Here is a 17,122-nt window from a genome sequence, read left to right as displayed (position 1 = left end):
GGCGGCCCGGAGCCGAAGCACCTGGTGGGGCATGATGGGACACATGGTGACCCAGGGGTCCGGCGGGCGTGTCATCGCCGGCCGCTACCGTCTCCATGAGCGGCTCGGCGCCGGCGGCATGGGCATCGTGTGGCGGGCGACCGACCAGCTGCTCGGCCGTCAGGTGGCCGTCAAGGCGCTCCCGCGCGACGAGACCCTCTCCGCGGCGGAGGCCCGGCGGCGCCGCGAGCGCACCCTGCGGGAGGCCCGCGCGGTGGCACAGCTGCGGCATCCGCACGTCATCGTCGTCCACGACGTCGTCGAGGACGACGAACGGGCCTACATGGTCATGGAGTTCGTCGACGGCGGCTCGCTCGCCGACCGCGTCCTCGCCCACGGCCCCGTCGACGCCCCCGAGGCCGCCCGGATCGGCGTCGCCCTGCTCGGCGCCCTGCGCACCGCCCACGAGGCCGGCATCCTGCACCGGGACGTGAAACCGTCCAACGTGCTGGTCGCCGAGGACGGCCGGGTCGTCCTCACCGACTTCGGCGTCGCCCAGGTCGCGGGCGCCACCACGCTCACCGAGACCGGCTCCTTCGTCGGCTCGCCCGAGTACACCGCCCCCGAGCGGATGTCCGGCGCCAAGGCCGGACCGCAGTCCGACCTGTGGTCGCTGGGCGTGCTGCTGTGCGCCGTCCTCAGCGGTGTGTCGCCCTTCCACCGCGACTCGCTGGGCGGCATCCTGCACGCCGTGGTCTGGGAGGAGATCCGACCGCCCGCGCAGGCCGCGCCGATCCTGCCCGTCGTCCGGGGCCTGCTGGAACGCGACCCGGAACGCCGGCTGGACGCCGCCGAGGCGGAACGGATGCTGCGCGCCTTCCTGGCCACGGGCCGTACGCCCGCACCGCACCGCCCCGGCCGGCCGCGGTACTCCACGCGCGGCGTGCTCCTGGCCGTGCTCCTGGTCGCCGTGGCGGCCGGGGCGGGTATCTCGGCGGCGGTGCTGCTCGCGGACGGCGAGGACGGCGGCGGAGGCGGTACGCCGGCGACGTCCGCGCCCGGCACACCGCCGACGGCGTCCCCGCCCGTCTCGTCGCCGGGGGCCGGGTCCGCGCCCTCCGCCGAGGCCCCCGCCGGGCCCTCCGGGGGGCCGACCGCCACGGTCACCGTGACCCGCCGGGCGACCGTCCCCGCGCCCGCGGACCCGCCCGAATAGGAAATAAGCGTCAGAGCGTGTCACGGGTCTGTGACCACGGAACACAGCCGGTGGATCTCGGCGCACCCGGCACGATAGGGATGGTCCATGAGCAACCACGGGGGAGTTGGAAGCGGGCCCGACGAGCCGACGAGTTTCGCGCTGCGACCGCCGAATCCGCCCGCTGCCGTACCGCATCCCGGCAACCCGTACGCGGTGCCCGCCCAGGCCGTGCCGGCCCCCGGGCAGCCGGACCCGGCCGGCGCCGCCCCGGCGCAGCCCGCGTCGGCACGGGCTGACGTGCGCGAGCCGGGCGCCGGACGGCTGATCGCGGGCCGCTACCGGCTGATCGCCAAGCTCGGACACGGCGGCATGGGCACCGTGTGGCGGGCGAAGGACGAGACGGTGGACCGCGAGGTCGCCGTCAAGGAGCCCCGCGTCCCCGACGGCCTCCCCGCACCCGAGCGGGACAAGGCCTTCGAGCGGATGCGCCGCGAGGCGCGTGCCGCGGCCCGGCTCGACCACCCGGCCGTCGTCGACGTGTACGACGTCGCCGTGGTGGACGGCCGCCCCTGGATCGTGATGGAGCTGGTGCGGGGCCGCTCGCTGGGCGACGCCCTGCAGGAGGGCACCCTGGACGCCCGCGAGGCCGCCCGGATCGGCCTGGAGGTGCTCGGCGCCCTGGAAGCCGCGCACGCGGCGGGCGTCCTGCACCGGGACGTGAAGCCGGACAACGTGATGCTCGGCCGGTACGACCGCGTCGTCCTCACCGACTTCGGCATCGCCCGGATCGAGGGCGACACCAACCTGACCGACACCGGCGGCTTCGTCGGCTCGCCCGAGTACATCGCCCCCGAGCGGGTGCTGGGCCGCCGCCCCGGCCCCGCGAGCGACCTGTGGTCCCTGGGCGTCGTGCTGTACGCGGCGACGGAGGGCGTCTCGCCGTTCCGCCGCAGCAACACCCCGGCCACGCTCCAGTCGGTGCTCAACGCCGTACCGGCGCCGCCCGCCGCCGCGCGGGGCCCGCTGGCCGAGGCGATCACCGGCCTGCTGGACAAGGACCCGGCCCGCCGCCCGGACGCCGCCCGGGTCCGCTCCCTGCTGGAGGCGGCCGCCAATCCGCCGGCGCCGCAGCCCACCCAGGTCATCGCCGGGTCCCCGGCGGGCGGCCGGGGCGCCCGCCCGGGGCGCAGGGCGTGGATCGCGCTCGGCGCGGTGGTCGTCGCCGCGGCGGTGGGGGCGTACCTGGTGATCGCGGACCCGTTCGCGGGGCCGTTGCCCAAAGGCTGGGAGAAGCAGGACCTCGGCAAGAAGGTCGGCATGAGCGTCGCCGTGCCGGCCGCGTTCGTCAAGCAGAAGCACGACGACGACTGGGACGGCACCCACGAGACGTTCGCCGACCCGAGCGGCGCGGTGACGGTCCGCGTGGACCGCGACATCAAGAAGGACGACAAGGACGGCAAGATCCCGGACACCGCCGCGGCCGACGCCTGGGCCGACTGGGACCTGCTCAAGGACGGCGAGTACACCTGGGACTTCGCCGACGAGCCCGCTCCCAAGGGCGAGCCGCGCGAGACGGAGTACAAAGGCCGCAAGGCCGCCGAGAACGTCATCGAGTACACGACGACGGACACGCAGAACCCGCGCGAGCGTGAGTTCCACATCGTGTACTACCGGGCCGACAACGGTGACATGTACAACCTCTGGATCGACTACCCGCGCACGGGGTACTTCGCCGACGAAGGACGGAGGATCGCCCGGACGGTGATCGAGAACTGGGAGGTCGACCAGCTCTGACCGGCCTGATCAGCGGGTTTGTCGCCAGTGATCGCTGGCAGCGTGTGAGCACTCCGTGAATCCCCGTTACCCACGGGTACACAAAGCCCGTCCGGCGTCATACGCTGCGAGTCATGACGGACGCGCAGGCCCCGGAGACCACCGGCACCAATCCCCTCGCCCCCGCCCCCGCGGGCGCCCGCACCGCGGCGGACGTGGTGACCCCCGAGCTGGTCGCCCGGCTCACCAAGGGCGTCGCCGGTTCCGGACGGACCGCCAACCACACGCCGTTCACCGGCGAGAAGCTGGCCGACCTGCCCGAGTCGACGCCCGAGGACGTGGCCGGGGCCTTCGAACAGGCCCGCGCCGCCCAGGCCGTGTGGGCCCGGACACCGGTGCGGCAGCGCGCCGCCGTCCTGCTGCGCTTCCACGACCTGGTCCTCCAGCGCCAGGCCGAGGTCCTCGACCTCATCCAGCTGGAGACCGGCAAGGCCCGCCTGCACGCCCACGAGGAGGTCCAGGCCGTCGCCGTCGCCGCCCGGCACTACGGCCGCCGTGCCGCCGCGTACCTGAAGCCGAAGCGGCACGCCGGCGCCATCCCGACCCTGACGAAGGTCACCGAACTGCGCCACCCGCGCGGTGTCGTCGGCCAGATCGCCCCCTGGAACTACCCCCTGGAGCTGTCCGTCGGGGACGCGCTCCCCGCCTTCGTCGCGGGCAACGCGGTCGTCATGAAGCCGGACACCGAGACCTGCCTGACCGCCCTGTGGGCCCGTGACCTCCTCATCGAGGCCGGGCTGCCCGCGGAGGTCTTCCAGGTCGTCCTCGGCGACGGCCCGGTCGTCGGCCCCGAGGTCGTCAGGCACGCCGACTACGTCTCCTTCACCGGCTCCACCCGCACCGGCCGCGAGGTCGCCCAGGGTGCCGCCGCCCGCCTGGTCGGCGTCTCCCTCGAACTCGGCGGCAAGAACGCCATGCTGGTGCTGGAGGACGCCGACATCGAGAAGGCCGCGGCGGGCGCCGTCCGCGCCTGCTTCTCCTCCGCCGGCCAGCTGTGCATCTCCATCGAGCGGCTCTACGTCCACGAGTCGGTCGCCGACGCCTTCCTGGAGCGCTTCGCCGCCCGCACGAGGGCGATGCGGCTCGGCACCTCCCTCGCCTACGGCGCCGACATGGGCTCGCTGGTGGGGGAGCGGCAGCTGGAGACGGTCGAGCGGCACGTGGCGGACGCGCTCGCGCACGGCGCGAAGCTGGTCACCGGCGGTGTCGCCCGCCCCGACATCGGCCCGTACTTCTACGAGCCGACCATCCTCGACGGGGTCACCGCCCCCATGACCGTGTGCGCCGAGGAGACCTTCGGCCCGGTCGTCTCCGTCTACCGCTTCACGTCCGAGGAGGAGGCCGTCGAGCAGGCCAACTCCACACCGTACGGCCTGAACTCCTCGGTCTGGACGAAGGACGCCCGGCGCGGCCGGGACGTCGCCGCCCGGCTGCGCACCGGCACCGTCAACATCAACGAGGGGTACGCGCCCGCCTACGGCAGCGTCCAGTCGCCGATGGGCGGCATGAAGGACTCCGGACTCGGCCGCCGGCACGGCTCCGAGGGCATCCTCAAGTACACCGAGGCGCAGACCGTCGCCCACCAGCGGCTGCTGCCGATGGCACCGTCCCTCGGCATGGACGACGAGAAGTACGCGGAGTTCATGAGCCGGAGCCTGCGGCTGATGAAGGCGTTCCGCTTCCGCTAGGCCCCAGTCCGCCCGTTCTCAACGAGGAGAGCACGTGTCGCAGGAGAAGTCTGTCCAGATCCGGGACGAGAACGGCCACGACGACGGGTACGACTACGACGTCCTCGTCGTGGGCTCCGGCTTCGGCGGCTCCGTGTCCGCCCTCCGCCTGACCGAGAAGGGCTACCGCGTCGGCGTCCTGGAGGCCGGCCGCCGCTTCACCCGCGAGTCGCTGCCGAAGAACTCCTGGGACCTCAAGAACTACCTCTGGGCGCCGAAGCTCGGCATGTTCGGCATCCAGCGCATCCACCTGCTCGGCAACGTCATGGTCCTGGCGGGCGCCGGGGTCGGCGGCGGCTCCCTCAACTACGCCAACACCCTCTACATACCGCCGAAGCCCTTCTTCGACGACCCCCAGTGGCGGGACATCACGGACTGGGAGGAGGAGCTGAAGCCGTACTACGACCAGGCCCGCCGCATGCTCGGCGTCCGCCTCAACCCGACGATGACCCCCTCCGACGTGCACCTGAAGGCCGCCGCCGAACGGATGGGCGTCGGCGACACCTTCCACATGGCACCGGTCGGCGTCTTCTTCGGCGACGGCGAGGACGCCGACGGGACGGTGCGGGCCAGGCCGGGCGAGCGGGTGCCCGACCCCTACTTCGGCGGTGCGGGACCGGACCGCAGGGCCTGCAACGAGTGCGGCGAGTGCATGACCGGCTGCCGGCACGGTGCGAAGAACACCCTCAACGAGAACTACCTGTACCTCGCCGAGAAGGCGGGCGCGGTCGTCCACCCGATGACCACGGTCGTCTCGGTCACCGACGACTCACGCGGCGGCTTCGCGGTCGCCACGCTCCCCACCGACCGGCGGAGGAAGGGCGCCGGCCGCACCTTCACGGCCCGCCGCGTCGTCATCGCCGCCGGCACCTACGGCACCCAGACGCTGCTGCACCGCATGAAGGCGAACCGCCAGCTGCCCTACCTCTCCGACCGGCTCGGCGAGCTGACCCGCACCAACTCCGAGGCCCTGGTCGGCGCCCTGACCGACGACCGGCGCTACCGCAGGGCCACCGGCGAGCCACGGGCCGACTTCACGCGCGGCGTCGCCATCACGTCGTCCATCCACCCGGACGCCGACACCCACATCGAGCCCGTCCGTTACGGCAAGGGCTCCAACTCGATGGGCAGCCTGTCCATCCTCCAGGTCCCGTACGCCGGCCCCGACGCCTCCGGCGCCTCCCGCGTCCTGGGCTTCCTCGGCAACGCGGCCCGGCACCCGCTGCAGGTGCTGCGCTCCCTGTCCAACCGCAGGTGGTCGGAGCGGACCATCATCGGCCTGGTGATGCAGTCGCTGGACAACTCCCTGACGACGTACCTGAAGCAGACGGGCCTCGGCAAGGGCCTGCTGACCGCGCGTCAGGGCCACGGCTCGCCCAATCCGAAGCAGATCAAGGCGGCGACGGACGGGGCCTCGGCCCTCGCGGCCGAGATCAACGGCTTCGCCGGTTCCAACGTCGGCGAGCTGATGGGCACCCCGCTCACCGCCCACTTCCTCGGCGGCTGCCCGATCGGCGCCTCCCGCGAGACCGGCGTCATCGACCCCTACCACCGGCTGTACGGCCACCCCGGCATCTCCGTCGTCGACGGCGCCGCGGTCTCCGCCAACCTGGGCGTCAACCCGTCCCTGACCATCACGGCCCAGGCCGAGCGGGCGATGTCGTACTGGCCCAACAAGGGCGAGGAGGACCCGCGCCCGGCGCAGGGCGCGGCGTACGAACGACTGGCCCCCGTCGAGCCCAAGTCCCCGGCGGTCCCGGCGGAGGCGTTCGGCGCGCTGCGGCTGCCGTTCCTCGGGATACCGGCGGTGCCGCCGAAGAAGTAGCGCGCCCGGTACGGCGAGAAGGACCTGCGCCCCCCTCCGAGCGCAGGTCCTTCTTGTCTTGCGTCAAGCCGTGCGGTTCAGCGCTTACGCCTCGGCACCGGCCTTGCGGCGACGGACGGCGAACACCGCACCGCCACCGACGACGACGGCGAGGCCGCCGGCGAGGCCGATCATCGGCAGCGCGGAGCTGGAACCGGTCTCGGCGAGGCTGCCGGTGACCACCGGCGCGTTGGCGGCGGGCTTCTTGTCGGTGACGGGAGCCTTGCCGCCTTCCTGCGGCTTGGTGCCGTCCATGTCCGTGCCGGCGGCGACGATCTGGAACTTGTAGGCGGCCGCACCGACGCCCGCGCACTGACCGTCGGCGTCACCGTAGAGGGTGGCGCCCAGGGTGAAGCCGGCGCCGACCGGGGCACCGGCCTTCACGTTGATGCGCAGCGGGACGTCGACCTCGTAGTCGGGCTTCAGCTCGGGGGTGTAACCGGCCCAGCCGAAGGCGTAACCGTACTCGTCGAGGTCCTCCCAGACCTTGTCGTCGGGGTTCCAGGCCTGCAGGCTGACCTGCTTGCTCTTGAACAGGTCGTAGCCGTCCTCGTCCGGGGACGCGCCGGCGAGGTAGGACAGGTCCTGGAGGGTGGAGTCCGAGTTGTTGACCACGTTCAGCGAGAACTTGTGCCAGCCGCTGCCCGCCGCGATCTTGCCGGGCAGGCCGGTGATGCTGACGTCGACCTTGGTGTCCTCGCACTCGGACGGCTCGGGCTCCGGGGACTCCGTCTCCTCGGGAGCGGAGGTGCTCGGCGCCGGGGACGTGGGAGCGGCGGTGCTGGACTGCGACGCGCCGGGGGCCGGGGCGGTCGCGGTGGACGACTGGCTCGGCTCGGCGGTGGTGGTCGAGGTGGAGCCGCCCGGCGCCGGCGCGGTCGCCGTCTCGGACTCCGTGGTGTCCGGCTCCTTGGTCTCCTCGCCCGTGGACGTGCTGGACGAGGCGGACGGGGACGGGTCCTCGGTCGCGTAGGCGGCGGGGGCCGCGAGCAGCGCCAAGGGGGCTATCACTGCCGTGGCAGCCGCTGCTGCCATGGCGCGACGAAGCTTCATGAAGACCTCGGAAAGTCCGGCGCACCGCGTGGGCGCGGTACGGAGGGAAAGTCAGGGAGGCCTCCGCGCAGGGGGCGCGGGTCGGCCCTTGGTTCATCAGTTCGACGTGTTGGATCAGTGAACCCTGTGAATGGTTGTCCCCGAACTCACAGGATCTTTATGTGTCCTGTGTCACACGCAAGGGAAGGGCCCCGCGGGCTGCGGCCGCGGGGCCCTTCCCCGTGCAGTTGTCGGCGGTCGCCCGGGCCCGGGCGTTCCGTCGGCCGGCCCCGGGCGTCCCCGGAGCCGGCCGTTCTCTTGGGTGACCGGACTGCTGTCCCCTGCCGTCCGGTCACTTCCCGGAGCGAGGTCCCACGACGTACGGCACGATCCGTACGTCTCATCGCTCCGGTGAGCCACGCGTGGTTCTTTCGGGCCCGCCCCTGGCTGGCGCGGACACCGGGACCAACGAAGCGTCCCGCGCGACGGTCACGCGCCGTACGGGTGAGAACGTGCCGAACTCAGATGCGACCCCGGCACAGCTCCAGCATCGTCATCGCCAGCGCCGTGCCCGGCTTGCCCAGCGCGTCCCGGTAGTGGCCGAGGACCTCCATCTCGCGGGAGAGGTTCACGCGCCGGCCGCCGGAGGTGATCCGCGCCTCCTGGATGACGGCGGAGACGGCCATCCGTTCCTGGATCAGGCCGATGATCCGGTCGTCGAGCGCGTCGATGCGCTCACGGGCGCCGGTGATCACGTCGGCGGCCTCGGTGGTGCGGGCGCCGGTCTTGTCTGCGGTGGTGACGGTCATCTCGGGGGCTCCTCGCCGGGGGTGGGGCGGTGCCCCGGGCCGGCAGGGTCCGGAAACGACAGGCGCCCCGGACCTTGTCGGCCCGGGGCGCCTGGGAAGTCGCTTGTCAGTTGCTCAAGCAGCACGACCATGGCAGCCGGTGGGCCGGTTGCCATAGGTAAACAGGAAGGTCTGGTGCGTGAGCATGGGCCCAGTATGCCCCGGGAACGGACCGTGTCCAAACGGGTTCGCATGGTGAGACGCGGGGCCGGGTGCGGGCGGGGCGCCTCGGGCGGGACGTTCCACCTGCCCGTCTCGGTAGAATCGGGAGTACAAGACCCCCGCCCGACCGCCGGAAGGCACCCCGTGTCATCAGCGACTCCCGCTGCCGCCGCCCCCGACACCGTCCTGGTCGTCGACTTCGGTGCGCAGTACGCCCAGCTCATCGCCCGTCGCGTCCGCGAGGCGCGGGTCTACAGCGAGATCGTGCCGAGCTCCATGCCGGTCGAGGAGATGCTCGCCAAGAACCCGGCGGCCATCATCCTCTCCGGCGGACCCTCGTCGGTGTACGAGCCGGGCGCCCCGACCCTCGACCGCTCCCTCTTCGAGGCCGGCGTCCCCGTCTTCGGCATGTGCTACGGCTTCCAGCTGATGGCCCAGACCCTCGGCGGCACCGTCGACAACTCCGGCGCCCGTGAGTACGGCCGCACCGACCTGACGGTCTCCAAGCCGTCCTCCACCCTCTTCGAGGGCACCCCGGACGAGCAGGTCGTGTGGATGTCGCACGGCGACGCCTGCTCGGCCGCCCCCGAGGGCTTCACCGTCACCGGCTCCACGGACGTCGTCCCGGTCGCCGCCTTCGAGAACGACGAGAAGAAGCTCTACGGCGTCCAGTACCACCCCGAGGTCATGCACTCCACGCACGGGCAGCAGGTGCTGGAGCACTTCCTGTACCGCGGCGCGGGCCTGAGCCCCGACTGGACCACGGGCAACGTGATCGAGGAGCAGGTCGCGGCCATCCGCGAGCAGGTCGGCGACAAGCGCGCCATCTGCGGCCTGTCCGGCGGCGTGGACTCCGCCGTCGCCGCCGCCCTCGTCCAGAAGGCCATCGGCTCCCAGCTGACCTGCGTCTACGTCGACCACGGCCTGATGCGCAAGGGCGAGACCGAGCAGGTCGAGAAGGACTTCGTCGCCGCGACCGGCGTCCAGCTGAAGGTCGTCGACGCGAGCGAGCGGTTCCTGAACGCGCTCAAGGGGGTCACCGACCCCGAGGAGAAGCGGAAGATCATCGGCCGCGAGTTCATCCGCGTCTTCGAGCAGGCCCAGGCCGAGATCATCGCCGACGAGGGCCCGGCCGTGGAGTTCCTGGTCCAGGGCACCCTCTACCCCGACGTGGTCGAGTCCGGCGGCGGTACCGGCGCCGCGAACATCAAGTCCCACCACAACGTCGGCGGACTCCCGGAGGACCTGGAGTTCAAGCTGATCGAGCCGCTGCGCAAGCTGTTCAAGGACGAGGTCCGCATGGTCGGCCAGGAACTGGGCCTGCCCGAGGAGATCGTCCAGCGCCAGCCGTTCCCCGGCCCCGGTCTCGGCATCCGCATCGTCGGCGAGGTCACCAAGGAGCGGCTCGACCTGCTCCGCGAGGCCGACGCCATCGCCCGCGAGGAGCTGACGGCGGCCGGCCTCGACCGCGACATCTGGCAGTGCCCCGTGGTGCTGCTCGCCGACGTCCGCTCGGTCGGTGTCCAGGGCGACGGCCGCACCTACGGCCACCCGATCGTGCTGCGGCCCGTCTCCTCCGAGGACGCGATGACGGCCGACTGGTCGCGCCTGCCGTACGACGTCCTCGGCAAGATCTCCACCCGCATCACCAACGAGGTGAAGGACGTCAACCGCGTGGTCCTCGACGTCACCTCGAAGCCGCCGGGCACCATCGAGTGGGAGTAGTCCCGACGGTCAGGTCCGTCGGAGAGTGCGCACCGGCTCTCCGGGCCTCCAGACCTGGGTGACGAGATACGTCTCGTCCTCGACGTAGGTCCGTACGACCTCCGTCAGTTCGGTGCGGAAGAGGTGGAACGGCTGCGGCGGTTCCACCTCTTTCACGTACCCGCCCTTGGTCTCCGGGTCGTCGACCTCGACGGCCCGCCCGCAGATCCGTACGTCGCCGCCGCCCATGCCGGTGCCCTCCCCGGGGTTCGCCTGGAGCGCGAAGCGCGGGTCGCGGCGCAGGTCGAGCGCCTTGAGCGAGCCGTGCATCATGCCGAGCCACAGCTCGCCGCCGAGGAACCGCACCTCCAGGCCCGTGGTGCGGGGCGACCCGTCCCGGCGCAGGGTCGCGAGCGTGTGGTGCCGGTACGCCCCGAAGCGCGCCTCCACGAGAGCGGCGAGTCCGGGTTCGGCGGCTGTGAAGAAGGCCCAGCCGGGGCCCTTGGTGCGCGGTGTCATACGGGGAGTGTGGCGCCGATACCGGACATCTTCTGTCGTCTTTCCGCCGGTCTCACCCGCGCGATCCGGACCGTGCCGCCGTCGAGCGTCCGAGCCCCGTCGCGCCGGCTGCCCCGGCCGTGGGGAGTTCTCGCGGCCGGGTCAACACGGCGGTCCGCACGTCACCCGCGCTGAGCAGAGGGGACCGGGGGCGCCGGGCGCGCGGGGCCTGGCGTACGGCACAATTCGCAGGCGCCCCAAGGGACTTACGGGTGTCGGCGCACGTGTGTGCCGCAGGTGTTTCGGCAGGCTTCGGGAAGGCGGGCGTCGGGCGTGGCGGTGCAGGAGGCGAGACGCGGGAGCGGATCGGGCGAGGGCGCGTACGAGGCGCCGCACAAAGGCGGCTGCACGTGCGGGGACTGTCCGCACGGCGCCCGCGAGGGGCACCGCCGGGCGGTCGCCGCGTTCCTGCTCAGGCGGGACGAGTTCGCGGCCGGGCAGGGGCTGCCGGCCGCGGTGGCCCACTCGGCCTCGGCCTCCCGGCAGTGGGTCTCCGAGGAGCTCGCCCAGTCCGCGGAGGCCGTCGCCGAACGCGGCCGGGCCGAGGGCGAGGCGTGGCTCGCGGGCCTGGGGCGCCGCACCACGGGGGCCGTGTGGGCCGCGGTCGTGGTGCTGCTGCTCGCCCAGTCGCTCACCGCGGTCGGCGCCGGCTGGTCGGCGGCGCGCACCGCGGGGCTGACGGCGGCCGTGGTCGTGGCCGGCGCGCTGACGGCGGCGTCCTGGTTCCACCGGGCACGGGGCGGGGCCCTGGCCCCGGTCATCGGCGAGGACAACCGCCTCTCCACGTCCCGGGCCGTGGCGGCGGCCTGGGTGCTCTTCGTCGCCTACGCCGTGCTCGTCCTGGCCGGGCAGCTCGCGGTGGCCTCGGGGCACGAGCGACGGGACGCGCTGATCTCCGGGCTCGAACTCGCCCGCGGCGCCGGAGTGGTGACCGTGCTCGCCGTGGTGTGCGGGATCGCGGTGCTGGTGCGCCGGGTGGTCGGGCTGCGGGTGCTCGGGCAACGGCTGCAGAAGGTGCGCGCCGACCGGCCGCGCGCGGCCGACCTGCTGACGGACGACGCGGGCCGCGGGACGTTCGCCGACATCCAGTACGTCGTGATCAGCGCGGTCGCCCTCGTGTTCGCGGCGGTACGGCTGGCCCGGCGGCCGGAGCAGCTGCCCGACCTGCCGTGGGGGCTCGCCGTGGTGGTGCTGGTGTCGGCGGCGACCTACGTGGCCGGCAAGTACGCGGAGGGCGGCCGGCCCGTGATCCTGTCCGTGGTCCGGGCGCGCGAGGCCGGTGACCTGGACGCCCCGATCCGCACCGGCGACGACATCGAGATCCGCGGCGCCGGTTTCGTGCCGCCGGGCGCCCAGCGCGCGGACCGCCTGTCGCGCATGATCGTCCGCATCGGCACCGTCCACGTCCACGTGCCCCTGGTCCCCGTGCCCGGCGGCTTCAGCAACCCGACGGACACCGTGCTGACCGTGCCGGTGCCGGCGGACGTGGAGCCGGGCCGGGTGGAGGTCCAGGTGATCACGGGCGCGGGCGTGGAGACGAACCGGTACGCGATCGACGTGACGGACTGACCGCCCCGGTCACCCCGATCGGACGGGGACCGAGCGTGGCCCGTACGTCGTGCGTATGGTCTGTCGAAGAGGTCGGTGACTGCTGACCTTCGACGGGGTCGACATGCGTGGGCGAGAGGTGACTGGCAGTGATGACGCACGGCATGCGGACGGACCCGCACGTGTCCGGTCTCAACGGCGGCCGGGACTGGCGCGACGGCGCCACCCGGTACGCCCTCCTGCCTCTGCGGATCTTCCTGGGCGTCACCTTCGTCTACGCGGGCCTGGACAAGCTCACCGACAGCGCGTTCCTGAAGGACTCGGGCGCCGGATCCATCGGCGACATGATGCGCGCCGTCCGCGACTCCTCGGCCGTCCCCGCCCTGGTCGACCTGGCGTTGAAGAGCCCGCCCGGCTTCGGCTACGCCATCGCCCTGGGCGAGCTGGCCGTCGGCATCGGCACGCTGCTCGGACTGCTGGGCCGTCTGGCGGCGCTCGGCGGCGCGCTGATCTCGCTCAGCCTGTGGCTGACCGTCAGCTGGGCCTCCGACCCGTACTACTACGGCAATGACCTCGCCTACCTCATGGCCTGGCTCCCCCTCGTCCTCGCCGGTACTCCGTTCCTCTCGCTGGACGCGGTACTGCACACCCGGCGCCGCCGGCGGACCGGCGGGTACCGGTAGGCCCCTCGGTCCGAGAGGCCGGTCCGAGAGGCCGGCCCGAGAGGTCAGCCCGTGAGGTCCGCCCGGGTCCCGTCCGGGTCCGTGGCCGGGTCCGTGCGCAGTGTCCGTCGGCGCCGGCGTACCGCCCGGGTCAGCACCCCGACCGCGCCGGCCAGGCAGAGGCCGCCGACGACGACGGGGACGATCACGAACCACGGGGTCTCCCACAGGGCCCCCGCGTCACCGGCGTAGATCACGGCCGTCGCGGTCAGGAAGGCACCGGCGACCAGTCGGCCGGGCTGGACGTCATGACGCAGCACGGGACACCTCCGCCTGTCCGAGGCCGACCTGGAGGTCGAGGTCGAGCGTGCCGGCGTCCTCGACGCCCTGGGCGGGGGACAGCGTGGCCTCCTTGTGCTTGCCGGGTGCCACGTCCACGTCCTTCGCGTCGTCGCCGGGGAGCTGGATGTCGCCCACGCCCACCTCGGCGTTCAGCCGCACGGCCACGTCCCGCGGCACGATCACCCGTATGCGCCCCACGCCCACGTCGACCCGGGTGGTCACCGTCTGTCCTCGGGCCAGGTCCAGGCGGGACAGGTCGAGGGTGCCGGTGCCGGTGCCCAGGTCGTAGCGTCGGTGGACGTCGGCGACCGTCGCGGGCCTCCAGGTGCTCCGCGTCCACTCGGTGCCGGCGTCCTTCGGCAGGGCGGCCGACCCGGCGAGCAGACCCGCCGTGAGGATCGCCAGGAAGACCGAACCGGCCCCCGTGCGGCCCAGGAACGCGCTGACCGCGATCCCCACGCCGAAGACCGCCAGCGCACAGGCCAGCCCCGTCTGCAGGCTGGTGCCGAGCGGGTGGTCGTCCCAGGTCAGGCGGGTGCCGAGGAATCCCGCGAGCAGGGCGAGCAGGAAGACCAAGCCGCCGATGCCGTGGACGCCGCGCGGCTGCGGACGCCGGGAGGACCGGTCGGCCGGGATGTCCCGGTCCCGGTCGCGGTAGGCGCCGCGCCCGATGGTGACGGCCGCCGCGATGTCCCGGTCGCGGGAGTCCTCGGGACCCCACAGGTATCCCGTACCGCCGACGTGGGTGCCGTCCTTGACTATGGGGTCGCGCCACCAGGACGGGTAGGTGACGGCGGCCGGCGGCGCCTTGGCCTCGGGCGGGGCGTCGGCGACGGCCTGGGCGGCGAGCGGGTCGGGGCCGGGGGCGTCGCGCTGCCGCGACCAGTAGCCCGCACCCGCGAGGAGGAGGGAAAGTATCACGGCGAAGCTGAGCACCCCGCCGTTGTTCAGCAGGGTCAGGAACACCCCGCAGCCGACCAGCGCGAACAGCACGGCCGTCAGGGCCTGGCCGTCGACCCGGCCGGTCAGCAGCTTGCGCACCTCGTTCTCGTCCTCGTCGTCGTACGGGACGAAGAGCCAGGCGAAGCCGTAGAAGATGAGGCCGATGCCCCCGGTCGCGGCCAGTACCGCGAGCGTGATGCGGAAGATCACGGGGTCCATGTCGCACTGCCGCCCGAGGCCGGCGCACACCCCGGCGAGCGTCTTGTGCCGCCGGTCGCGGTGGAACCGGCGGGGCGGCTCCGGCACGTCCGTGCCGACGGCCTCCCCGGCATCCGCGGCGGGTGCGGCGTCCCGCGGTCCGACGCCCCGCGGTGGGCGCGGTCCGGAGCCGGGTCCCGGGCCCGTCGCGGCGTGCTCGTGATCTGTCATGAGTCCATGGTGACGGGCGCGACGCCGTGGCGGCAGCCGGTGCGACCCTGGTCGGACCCTGATATCGGCCCTGATCCGGCGCCCGGGAGGCGTTCGAGGAGCCCGCGGTCCGAAGATCAGGGGAGTCTTAGGGACCGACCCTGATGCTCCCCCTCGGCGGGCCGTGTGACCATCGTTGACATGCCGGACGCCGCAGCACCACCCCTTCTCGAACCGCGGCCGCCGCGCAAGCTCTACCGCAGCAGCGACGGACGCTGGCTCGGTGGCGTGGCGCGGGGGCTCGCCGGACACCTCGGGCTGCCCGTCATCTGGGTACGACTCGTCTTCGTCGGCCTCTTCATGGCCGACGGCCTCGGCGCCCTGCTCTACGCGGCGTTCTGGTTCTTCGTACCGCTCGGCGTCGGCGGCGTCGACGCGCAGAAACCCCCGTCCCTGGTCACGACCGAGACCTCGCCGGACGGACGGCGCAGGATCGTCGCCCGCAAGCCGGACAAGGGGCAGATCGTCGCCCTGCTCCTCATGGTCGTCGTGGCCATGATCTTCGTGGGCAACGTGGACCTCGGCAACGGCGCCAGGGCCTACCTGTGGCCGGTCGTCCTGGTCGGCGCGGGCGTCGCCCTCGTCTGGCGCCAGGCGGACAACGCCCGCCGGGCCCGCTGGGCCGAGGTCGGCCGCGACCGGCGCACCGTCACGCTGCTGCGGTCGGTCGCCGGTGTCCTGCTGGTGACGGCCGGTGTCTCCGCGATCTTCGTCCTGCAGGGGTCGGCCGCCCACCTGGGCTCCGTCCTGCAGGCCGCGCTCGCCGTCCTCGTCGGCATCGCCCTCCTCGCCGGCCCGTACCTGGTGCGCATGACGCAGGACCTCTCCGAGGAGCGGCTGATGCGCATCCGCGCCCAGGAACGCGCGGAGGTAGCCGCCCACGTGCACGACTCGGTGCTGCACACCCTCACCCTGATCCAGCGCAACGCGGAGAACGCGGGCGAGGTGCGCCGCCTGGCCCGTGCCCAGGAACGCGACCTGCGCGCCTGGCTCTACAAGCCCGAGGGCAACGGCAAGGACGAGGACGACGAGCCCACCACCCTCGCCGAGGCCGTCAAGCGCAACGCCGCGGAGGTCGAGGACAAGCACGGTGTGCCCATCGAGGTCGTGATAGTCGGCGACTGTCCGCTCGACGAGAGGATCGGGGCACAGATGCAGGCGGCCCGCGAGGCCATGGTGAACGCCGCCAAGTACGGTGGCGAGGGCGGCGCGGTGCAGGTGTACGCCGAGGTCGAGGGCAGGACGGTCTTCGTGTCCGTGCGGGACCGCGGTCCCGGCTTCGACCTCGACGCGATACCCGCCGACCGCATGGGCGTCAGAGAATCGATCATCGGCCGCATGGAGCGCAACGGCGGCACGGCGCGGCTGCGCGCGGTGCCGGACGGCGGCACGGAGGTCGAGCTGGAGATGGAGAGGGCGGAGAAGACGTCATGAGCGACGCGACCGAGGGCAACGCGGCGGCGGGACCGGCGGACGGCGGTGCGGGGGAGCGCCGGGTGCGGGTGGTCCTCGTCGACGACCACCGCATGTTCCGCACCGGGGTCCAGGCCGAGATCGGCGAGACCGCGCAGACCGGCGTCGAGGTCGTCGGCGAGGCCGCCGACGTCGACCAGGCCGTCACGGTCATCACCGCGACCCGGCCCGAGGTGGTCCTCCTCGACGTGCACCTCCCGGGCGGCGGCGGCGTCGAGGTCCTGCGCCGCTGCGCCCCCTTGATGGCCGACGCCGAGCGGCCCGTCCGCTTCCTCGCCCTGTCCGTCTCGGACGCGGCGGAGGACGTGATCGGCGTGATCCGCGGCGGCGCGCGCGGTTACGTCACCAAGACGATCACCGGCTCGGACCTGATCGACTCCGTCTTCCGCGTCCAGGAGGGCGACGCGGTCTTCTCCCCGCGTCTGGCGGGCTTCGTCCTGGACGCCTTCGCCTCCACCGACGCTCCGCCGGTCGACGAGGACCTCGACCGCCTCACCCAGCGCGAGCGCGAGGTCCTGCGCCTGATCGCCCGCGGCTACGCGTACAAGGAGATCGCCAAGCAGCTGTACATCTCCGTCAAGACGGTCGAGTCCCACGTCTCCGCGGTCCTCCGCAAGCTCCAGTTGTCCAACCGCCACGAGCTGACGCGCTGGGCGACGGCCCGCCGGCTGGTGTGACCGTCCCGCCGCGTCCTGCGGCGACCCCCGGGTCTCTCCCCGCCCACGTCCGCTCGTAGTCGTCCACGTCCGCGACACAAGCGTGCCCGGTGCACCGGGCGTCGG

General features: G+C 73.0%; 14 protein-coding genes. 9 read left to right on the top strand and 5 right to left on the bottom strand.

The window, feature by feature from the left end; all coding sequences use genetic code 11:
• Positions 1-34: 34 nt before the first annotated feature.
• The 4 genes from ACIRFH_RS02610 to ACIRFH_RS02595 all read left to right on the top strand — a co-directional run bounded on the left by ACIRFH_RS02610 (position 35) and on the right by ACIRFH_RS02595 (position 6,562).
• Positions 35-1,195 (top strand): protein kinase, encoded by a 1,161-nt coding sequence (locus ACIRFH_RS02610; RefSeq protein ID WP_403516746.1) that lies wholly within the window; start codon positions 35-37, stop codon positions 1,193-1,195.
• An 87-nt stretch (positions 1,196-1,282) separates the two neighbouring features.
• Positions 1,283-2,971 carry a serine/threonine-protein kinase gene (locus ACIRFH_RS02605; RefSeq protein WP_403516745.1) on the top strand — a complete coding sequence of 563 codons (1,689 nt, stop codon included), beginning with the start codon at positions 1,283-1,285 and terminating at the stop codon, positions 2,969-2,971.
• 113 nt (positions 2,972-3,084) lie between these two features.
• Positions 3,085-4,698, top strand: coding sequence for a succinic semialdehyde dehydrogenase (locus ACIRFH_RS02600; protein WP_403516744.1), 1,614 nt, complete (start codon positions 3,085-3,087; stop codon positions 4,696-4,698).
• A gap of 34 nt (positions 4,699-4,732) precedes the next feature.
• Positions 4,733-6,562 (top strand): GMC oxidoreductase, encoded by a 1,830-nt coding sequence (locus ACIRFH_RS02595; RefSeq protein WP_403516743.1) that lies wholly within the window; start codon positions 4,733-4,735, stop codon positions 6,560-6,562.
• An 84-nt stretch (positions 6,563-6,646) separates the two neighbouring features.
• On the opposite strand, the gene ACIRFH_RS02590 is transcribed toward ACIRFH_RS02595, so the two are convergent.
• Together ACIRFH_RS02590 and ACIRFH_RS02585 are read right to left on the bottom strand one after the other, a co-directional pair.
• On the bottom strand, positions 6,647-7,636 hold the full coding sequence (locus ACIRFH_RS02590; RefSeq protein ID WP_403516742.1) for an LAETG motif-containing sortase-dependent surface protein: 990 nt from the start codon (positions 7,634-7,636) through the stop codon (positions 6,647-6,649).
• Positions 7,637-8,154: 518 nt separating this feature from the next.
• A complete protein-coding gene (locus ACIRFH_RS02585; RefSeq protein WP_403516741.1) occupies positions 8,155-8,442 on the bottom strand; it encodes a chorismate mutase in 288 nt (95 codons plus the stop codon).
• A gap of 345 nt (positions 8,443-8,787) precedes the next feature.
• Here ACIRFH_RS02585 and guaA point away from each other — a divergent pair, with 345 nt between their 5' ends.
• Entirely contained in the window at positions 8,788-10,368 is a 1,581-nt protein-coding gene (gene guaA / locus ACIRFH_RS02580; protein WP_403516740.1) for a glutamine-hydrolyzing GMP synthase, read from the top strand.
• A gap of 9 nt (positions 10,369-10,377) precedes the next feature.
• Here guaA and ACIRFH_RS02575 read toward each other — a convergent pair whose 3' ends face one another.
• Positions 10,378-10,866 carry a pyridoxamine 5'-phosphate oxidase family protein gene (locus ACIRFH_RS02575; RefSeq protein ID WP_403516739.1) on the bottom strand — a complete coding sequence of 163 codons (489 nt, stop codon included), beginning with the start codon at positions 10,864-10,866 and terminating at the stop codon, positions 10,378-10,380.
• A gap of 312 nt (positions 10,867-11,178) precedes the next feature.
• Here ACIRFH_RS02575 and ACIRFH_RS02570 point away from each other — a divergent pair, with 312 nt between their 5' ends.
• Together ACIRFH_RS02570 and ACIRFH_RS02565 are read left to right on the top strand one after the other, a co-directional pair.
• Positions 11,179-12,474, top strand: a complete 1,296-nt coding sequence (locus tag ACIRFH_RS02570; RefSeq protein ID WP_403516738.1) for a hypothetical protein — start codon at positions 11,179-11,181, stop codon at positions 12,472-12,474.
• A 131-nt stretch (positions 12,475-12,605) separates the two neighbouring features.
• The gene (locus tag ACIRFH_RS02565) at positions 12,606-13,136 is read left to right on the top strand and encodes a DoxX family membrane protein (protein WP_403516737.1); all 531 of its coding nucleotides are present in this window, start codon (positions 12,606-12,608) and stop codon (positions 13,134-13,136) included.
• A gap of 44 nt (positions 13,137-13,180) precedes the next feature.
• Here the strand turns inward: ACIRFH_RS02565 and ACIRFH_RS02560 are convergent, their stop codons facing one another.
• Together ACIRFH_RS02560 and ACIRFH_RS02555 are read right to left on the bottom strand one after the other, a co-directional pair.
• A complete protein-coding gene (locus ACIRFH_RS02560) occupies positions 13,181-13,435 on the bottom strand; it encodes a hypothetical protein (protein WP_403516736.1) in 255 nt (84 codons plus the stop codon).
• Positions 13,422-14,828, bottom strand: a complete 1,407-nt coding sequence (locus ACIRFH_RS02555) for a PspC domain-containing protein (RefSeq protein WP_403516735.1) — start codon at positions 14,826-14,828, stop codon at positions 13,422-13,424. The genes ACIRFH_RS02560 and ACIRFH_RS02555 overlap by 14 nt, the downstream gene beginning before the upstream one ends.
• Before the next feature lie 180 nt (positions 14,829-15,008).
• Here ACIRFH_RS02555 and ACIRFH_RS02550 point away from each other — a divergent pair, with 180 nt between their 5' ends.
• Positions 15,009-16,301, top strand: coding sequence for a PspC domain-containing protein (locus ACIRFH_RS02550; RefSeq protein WP_403516734.1), 1,293 nt, complete (start codon positions 15,009-15,011; stop codon positions 16,299-16,301).
• Positions 16,298-17,017: a LuxR C-terminal-related transcriptional regulator gene (locus ACIRFH_RS02545; protein WP_403516733.1), complete on the top strand. Its 720-nt coding sequence runs from the start codon at positions 16,298-16,300 to the stop codon at positions 17,015-17,017. Before ACIRFH_RS02550 ends, ACIRFH_RS02545 begins: the two co-directional genes overlap by 4 nt.
• The last annotated feature ends 105 nt before the right edge of the window (positions 17,018-17,122 follow it).

This window comes from Streptomyces sp. NPDC093586, from assembly GCF_044764905.1.
In the GTDB taxonomy this organism is placed as follows: domain Bacteria; phylum Actinomycetota; class Actinomycetes; order Streptomycetales; family Streptomycetaceae; genus Streptomyces.
The sequence above is the reverse complement of the archived record's forward strand: the minus strand, read 5'-3'. Positions and strand labels throughout refer to the sequence as shown.